This window comes from Acinetobacter sp. UBA2063, assembly GCF_002333245.1.
Classification (GTDB): Bacteria; Pseudomonadota; Gammaproteobacteria; order Pseudomonadales; family Moraxellaceae; genus Acinetobacter; species Acinetobacter parvus.
In genome coordinates, this window is record NZ_DDAH01000071.1 from 4284 (window position 1) to 9163 (window position 4880).

Below are 4880 nucleotides of genomic sequence, written 5' to 3' on the forward strand. Positions count from 1 at the left end.
CTCGTCGTTCTTTTCTTGTGTTTTAAGTTGTAGTGATGCCGAATTAACGCAATAGCGCAATCCTGTCGGCTGCGGACCATCCTCAAATACATGCCCCAAATGTGCGTCACAGTCATGGCAGACAATTTCCGTTCTGACCATACCATGCGACAAATCTTCGTGTTCTTCTATTGCAGTGCTGTCAAGTGGTCTAAAAAAGCTCGGCCAGCCACACCCACTGTCATATTTGGTGTCCGAAGAAAATAGTTCCGCACCACAGCAACGGCACACGTAGATTCCATGTTGCTTAGTGTTCCAGTATTGTCCAGTGAAAGCAGGCTCTGTGCCTTTTTGGCGGGTAATCCGATATTCTTCTGGTGACAGTTCTCTTTGCCATTCTCGGTCAGTTTTATTGACTTTTCCCATGACCTGCTCCTTTTGTTCTATATTTTAAAAGTATTTGGTGATCAGTTTTTATATTTACGCCATTCACAACAAAAACTCTAGTCTATTGCTGCAAAATTTATAAAAAATTAAACATTTACCGCACAAATAGCAAATAGAAAGCAAATTATATTTTATAGTGAGCATTTTATTTATAACTTCATCTTCCAAGTAAGCAAATATGATGCTATGCTGATGCCACACCGCTGTCTGTTGTACAGGACAAAAAATGTCGCAAAAGAAAAGTGTGGTTTTCCAAAACCTATTGCCAACCATCAGACAATATCAACAATCGGGTTTTACCCATGAAAAAATTGTTGAATTACTGAGAGATCAGCATGATCTTGATCTGGTTACCATTGAAACCTTTAAAAGTTATTTATACCGATATGCAAAAGTGAATCCAGCTATGTCTAAAAATACTGCTATTCCCAACTCAACTCAAACCACTAGAGAAATCAGGAAATCCTCTAAGCTTGAGCATGTTTGTTACGACATTCGTGGACCAGTATTACGCGCCGCCAATGAAATGGAAGAGCAAGGACATAAAATCATCAAGCTAAATATCGGCAACCCCGCACCTTTTGGTTTTGAAGCCCCACAAGAGATTATTAACGACGTTGCCTTAAACCTGCCAAATGCGATTGGCTACACTGATTCTAAAGGCATTTTCCCTGCCCGTAAGGCAATTTGCCAGTATTACCAGCAGAAAGGCATTTTTGATATGCATGTCAATGATGTCTATGTCGGCAATGGTGTGTCTGAACTGATCGTGATGGCAATGCAAGGGTTGCTGGATGACGGCGATGAAATGCTGGTGCCAATGCCTGACTACCCATTGTGGACAGCCGCAGTCAACCTTTCAGGGGGTACGGCAGTTCACTATAAATGTGATGAAGAGAACTACTGGTATCCTGACATTGCCGATATGGAAAGCAAGATCACGCCCAATACGCGTGGAATTGTGGTGATTAATCCAAATAACCCGACAGGTTCGGTCTACCCTCGCCATGTGTTAGAACAAATTGTCGCATTGGCGAAAAAACATGACTTGATTTTATTTGCTGATGAAATCTACGATAAAATCGTTTATGACGGTATTGAACATGTGGCTGTTGCTGCTCTTTCTGGTGATCAGCTCTGTTTATCTTTTAACGGTTTATCAAAGGCATATCGTATTGCAGGTTATCGTGCTGGATGGATGGCGATTACAGGGGACAAGGCGCGTGCGGCAGACTATATCGAGGGTCTGGACATGCTGGCTTCCATGCGCCTGTGTGCCAACCATCAGGCGCAATATGCCATTCAAACTGCGTTAGGTGGTTATCAATCCATTAATGATTTGATTCGCCCTGGTGGGCGTTTATATGAACAACGCAATATTGCATGGGAAATGTTGAATGAAATTCCTGGTGTCAGTTGTGTTAAACCTGATGGTGCCATGTACTGCTTCCCTAAACTTGACCCAGAAATTTATCCAGTTGAAGATGACGAAAAATTCATGCTGGATTTATTAAAGGCTGAAAAAGTTTTACTGGTTCAGGGTACGGGCTTTAACTGGCCAACGCCTGACCATTTCCGTGTGGTATTTTTACCTGCGGAAAATGAGTTACGTGAGGCAATTAACCGTTTAGGCCGTTTCCTCGCTAAAATACGTTAAGACCATATTCAATCCCCCTTTAGTACGTAAGGGGGATTTTTATATTTAATAGGGACGGCAGAGTAAAACTTCAATTTTTATTCTGCCGCTATATTTTTAATGCTTTATGAGATTTAATTTATGGTTAAAATATAGTCAGCATAGTTTTTAAAACACCACCTTTTATTTAACTGTTGCCGTTAATTTAATCTGGCCTGCATTGGAAACCATGTCCATTTTTTCAATGCTCACCCCCATCTGGGATAGCTGCATTAAAAAGTTGGCAAGTACAGAATAATTCTGATGTTCCGCAACAATTTGGATCTGTTCTCCATTTTGCTGCGAAGAAACTGCCAACCCTTGCTGCTGTGCTGTACGCTGGATTTTATCCGCCGAGGAAAGGGCAAGGTCATTGGCAGGTTTCATGGTTGCAGCATTACTCTGCATCCAGACCATTAAATCCTTAAGCTCATTTAAACGCTTTTGTTGCTGGTTTGCCAAAGCATGCATTTTCCACAAAGCGGAACCAACAATCACAACGATTAAAAAAACAGTTGTAAAAACCACCATCACGCGCTCACGCACTGACAGGCTCTGTAAATATTGATTCAGCGCCTCAGCTTTCTGATCAAGACTATTTTGTAATTGTGTGAACGCTTTCATTATTTTACTTTGACCATCCCAATCGCACCGACACTATCCGCTTGTACATTTCCAAGTTCCGCCTGAAAACCCTGCTGATTCAACTGCTGTGCCAACGCCTGCAAGTCATTTGCTGATTTTGCCTTTAACGACATTGCCAATGTTGAAGCATCATAACTGACTTGTTGGGCAACAATCTGTTTCTGCATCAATATTGGCCCTACCCGACTCAACAATGACAATGCCTGCGTATCTCCAAGCTGGCTCATGCGCAACTGGCTTTCAAACTGGCTTTTAATGTTCTGCTCAGTCACACGGGTATTTTCGCCAAACCAATGCTTATACTGATCGATCGCCTGTAAAGCAGTTTGATCCGCCAGCTTTCTCAACTTTGACCAGCGCAAGGCATCATAACCCAGCTGCACCAGAATCACGGCCAATAAAACGGCTGCCGAGGCTTTCCAGTAGCCTGACCATTGTACATCGGCATTTTTTGCCTTTGGCAACACATTAAATGGATGTTGCTTCGGTCTTGGAAACTGCTCAAACTGGTAGCTAAACTCAGTACGTTGATCTTTATCAGATGCTGTTGCCAAAACATCCAGTTGGATTGCACTGAGATTGGCAAATTTATATTGCGTTTCTGATGACTGAAATTCCAGAAATAACCCTAAATCATCAATCGAGTTACCTGACCAGACATTTTCCCTCACCAGTAAATGGTCATACAGATTCACCAGTACCACTTCATTTTGTGCTGGCTCAGGCAGAATCAGAAAATCAGGCAAGAAAGCGACAATCTGGATCGGTAAAAGGCTTAGGGCATGCTGCCAAGTTTCAATGGTAAATTGCGCAACACCTAAAATATTGAGTTGATCATGCTGAAAATGATGCACCACTTTCATCTGGTCAATTGGCAAGGTCACAAACTCTTCTAACAGATATTTAATGCCTTCTTGCCCCAATTGCTTGTAATGCGCCTTTGTCATAGGCTGCTGCAACATTTGAGCATTGCGGCTTGGAAAATAGACCACCGCCTCTTTTCCACTATGCGCTTGCAAATCCTGAATGAGTTGTTCAAGACTGTTTGCCTGCAACCAGTTTTCCCCAGCCGACCAATACCATGTTCCATTGGTTTCGGGCATCCATAAATACAGCATCGGTGTTCAGTATCCTTATCCTGTTGAGGATAGATAAAATTTATATTGTTGGTGTAAAACGGTTCTTTTGTGTTGATAAACCATTCGCAATCACTGCCTGATCATAAATACGTGCTTCGGCCAATGCAAATGGATTAAAACTTTCATGGGTCAATTGTTCCGCAATATGTGCTACTACATTCATGTGGCACACCACCGCAATCGACTCGTATGGAAGTTTCGATAACCATTCTATGGCATCTTTGGCGTTATCATCGGGTTTAATTTTATCGCAGATTAAAACAGGAATCCCCTGAAAATGTGCCTTGATATGTTGCAGTGTTTCCTGAGCACGTAACAATGGGCTGACAATAAAAATTTCAGGCTGAATCACATCTTTGAGAAAATCTCCTGTTTGCTCAGCCTGTTGATGCCCACGCATTGTGAGTGGACGCTGCATATCATTTCCATTCACTGCTGGAGACGCTTCACCGTGACGAACTAAAGTGAGTTGCATAATCATTCTCTAATTTTTTTCATTCAAGCATAACAACATTGGATGACAGTTTTCTGATTAAACTTCATGATGAGGTAAAACAAATTCCACATCACTACGATGGCCATTTTTCATTAACGATAAGGCAATGGTCATTGGCGGTGCATTTTCAAAAATCACTTCATATAAGGCATTGGTGATTGGCATATACACATCCAGTTCCTGTGCCTTGGTACGCACCTGCACAATGGTGTTGATACCCTCGGCGGTTTGTCCCAGTTCTTTAGTCGCCTGATCCAGTGTTTTACCTGAACCCAGGGCAAAACCGATCTGATAGTTACGGCTTAATGGACTATTACAGGTCGCAAATAAATCACCCACACCTGACAAACCTAGGAAAGTTAAAGGATTTGCACCCTGCTTGACTGCAAAACGACTCATTTCCGCCAAAGCACGGGTTAAGATCATACTTTTGGTATTTTCACCAATGTTATAGGCCGCGCCCATCCCCATTGCCACAGCATAGATATTTTTTAACGCA

6 protein-coding genes are annotated in these 4880 nt (G+C 42.2%); 1 reads left to right on the forward strand and 5 read right to left on the reverse strand.

Annotated elements, in window-relative coordinates:
- Nucleotides 1-405: peptide-methionine (R)-S-oxide reductase MsrB (msrB, locus tag B4H32_RS03285; protein WP_286799972.1), on the reverse strand; the 405-nt coding region annotated here is incomplete at its 3' end.
- Between the two features lie 247 nt (nucleotides 406-652).
- Between msrB and B4H32_RS03290 the strand changes: the two genes are divergently transcribed.
- Nucleotides 653-2083 carry a pyridoxal phosphate-dependent aminotransferase gene (locus B4H32_RS03290; protein ID WP_004680891.1) on the forward strand — a complete coding sequence of 477 codons (1431 nt, stop codon included), beginning with the start codon at nucleotides 653-655 and terminating at the stop codon, nucleotides 2081-2083.
- A 162-nt stretch (nucleotides 2084-2245) separates the two neighbouring features.
- On the opposite strand, the gene gspM is transcribed toward B4H32_RS03290, so the two are convergent.
- The 4 genes from gspM to B4H32_RS03310 form a co-directional block, all read right to left on the reverse strand.
- Nucleotides 2246-2725: a type II secretion system protein GspM gene (gene gspM / locus B4H32_RS03295; protein ID WP_004677730.1), complete on the reverse strand. Its 480-nt coding sequence runs from the start codon at nucleotides 2723-2725 to the stop codon at nucleotides 2246-2248.
- Nucleotides 2725-3864, reverse strand: a complete 1140-nt coding sequence (gspL, locus tag B4H32_RS03300; RefSeq protein WP_004680892.1) for a type II secretion system protein GspL — start codon at nucleotides 3862-3864, stop codon at nucleotides 2725-2727. Before gspL ends, gspM begins: the two co-directional genes overlap by 1 nt.
- 40 nt (nucleotides 3865-3904) lie before the next feature.
- Nucleotides 3905-4360, reverse strand: coding sequence for a phosphohistidine phosphatase SixA (gene sixA / locus B4H32_RS03305; RefSeq protein ID WP_004680893.1), 456 nt, complete (start codon nucleotides 4358-4360; stop codon nucleotides 3905-3907).
- Nucleotides 4361-4417: 57 nt separating this feature from the next.
- Nucleotides 4418-4880: NAD(P)H-dependent glycerol-3-phosphate dehydrogenase (locus B4H32_RS03310; RefSeq protein WP_349677405.1), on the reverse strand; the 463-nt coding region annotated here is incomplete at its 5' end.

Excerpts from the sequence above, each read along its gene's own strand:
- B4H32_RS03290 (WP_004680891.1), top strand. The coding sequence starts at position 653 with ATGTCGCAAAAGAAAAGTGTGGTTTTCCAAAACCTATTGCCAACCATC.
- gspM (WP_004677730.1), bottom strand. The coding sequence starts at position 2,725 with ATGAAAGCGTTCACACAATTACAAAATAGTCTTGATCAGAAAGCTGAG.
- gspL (WP_004680892.1), bottom strand. The coding sequence starts at position 3,864 with ATGCTGTATTTATGGATGCCCGAAACCAATGGAACATGGTATTGGTCG.
- sixA (WP_004680893.1), bottom strand. The coding sequence starts at position 4,360 with ATGCAACTCACTTTAGTTCGTCACGGTGAAGCGTCTCCAGCAGTGAAT.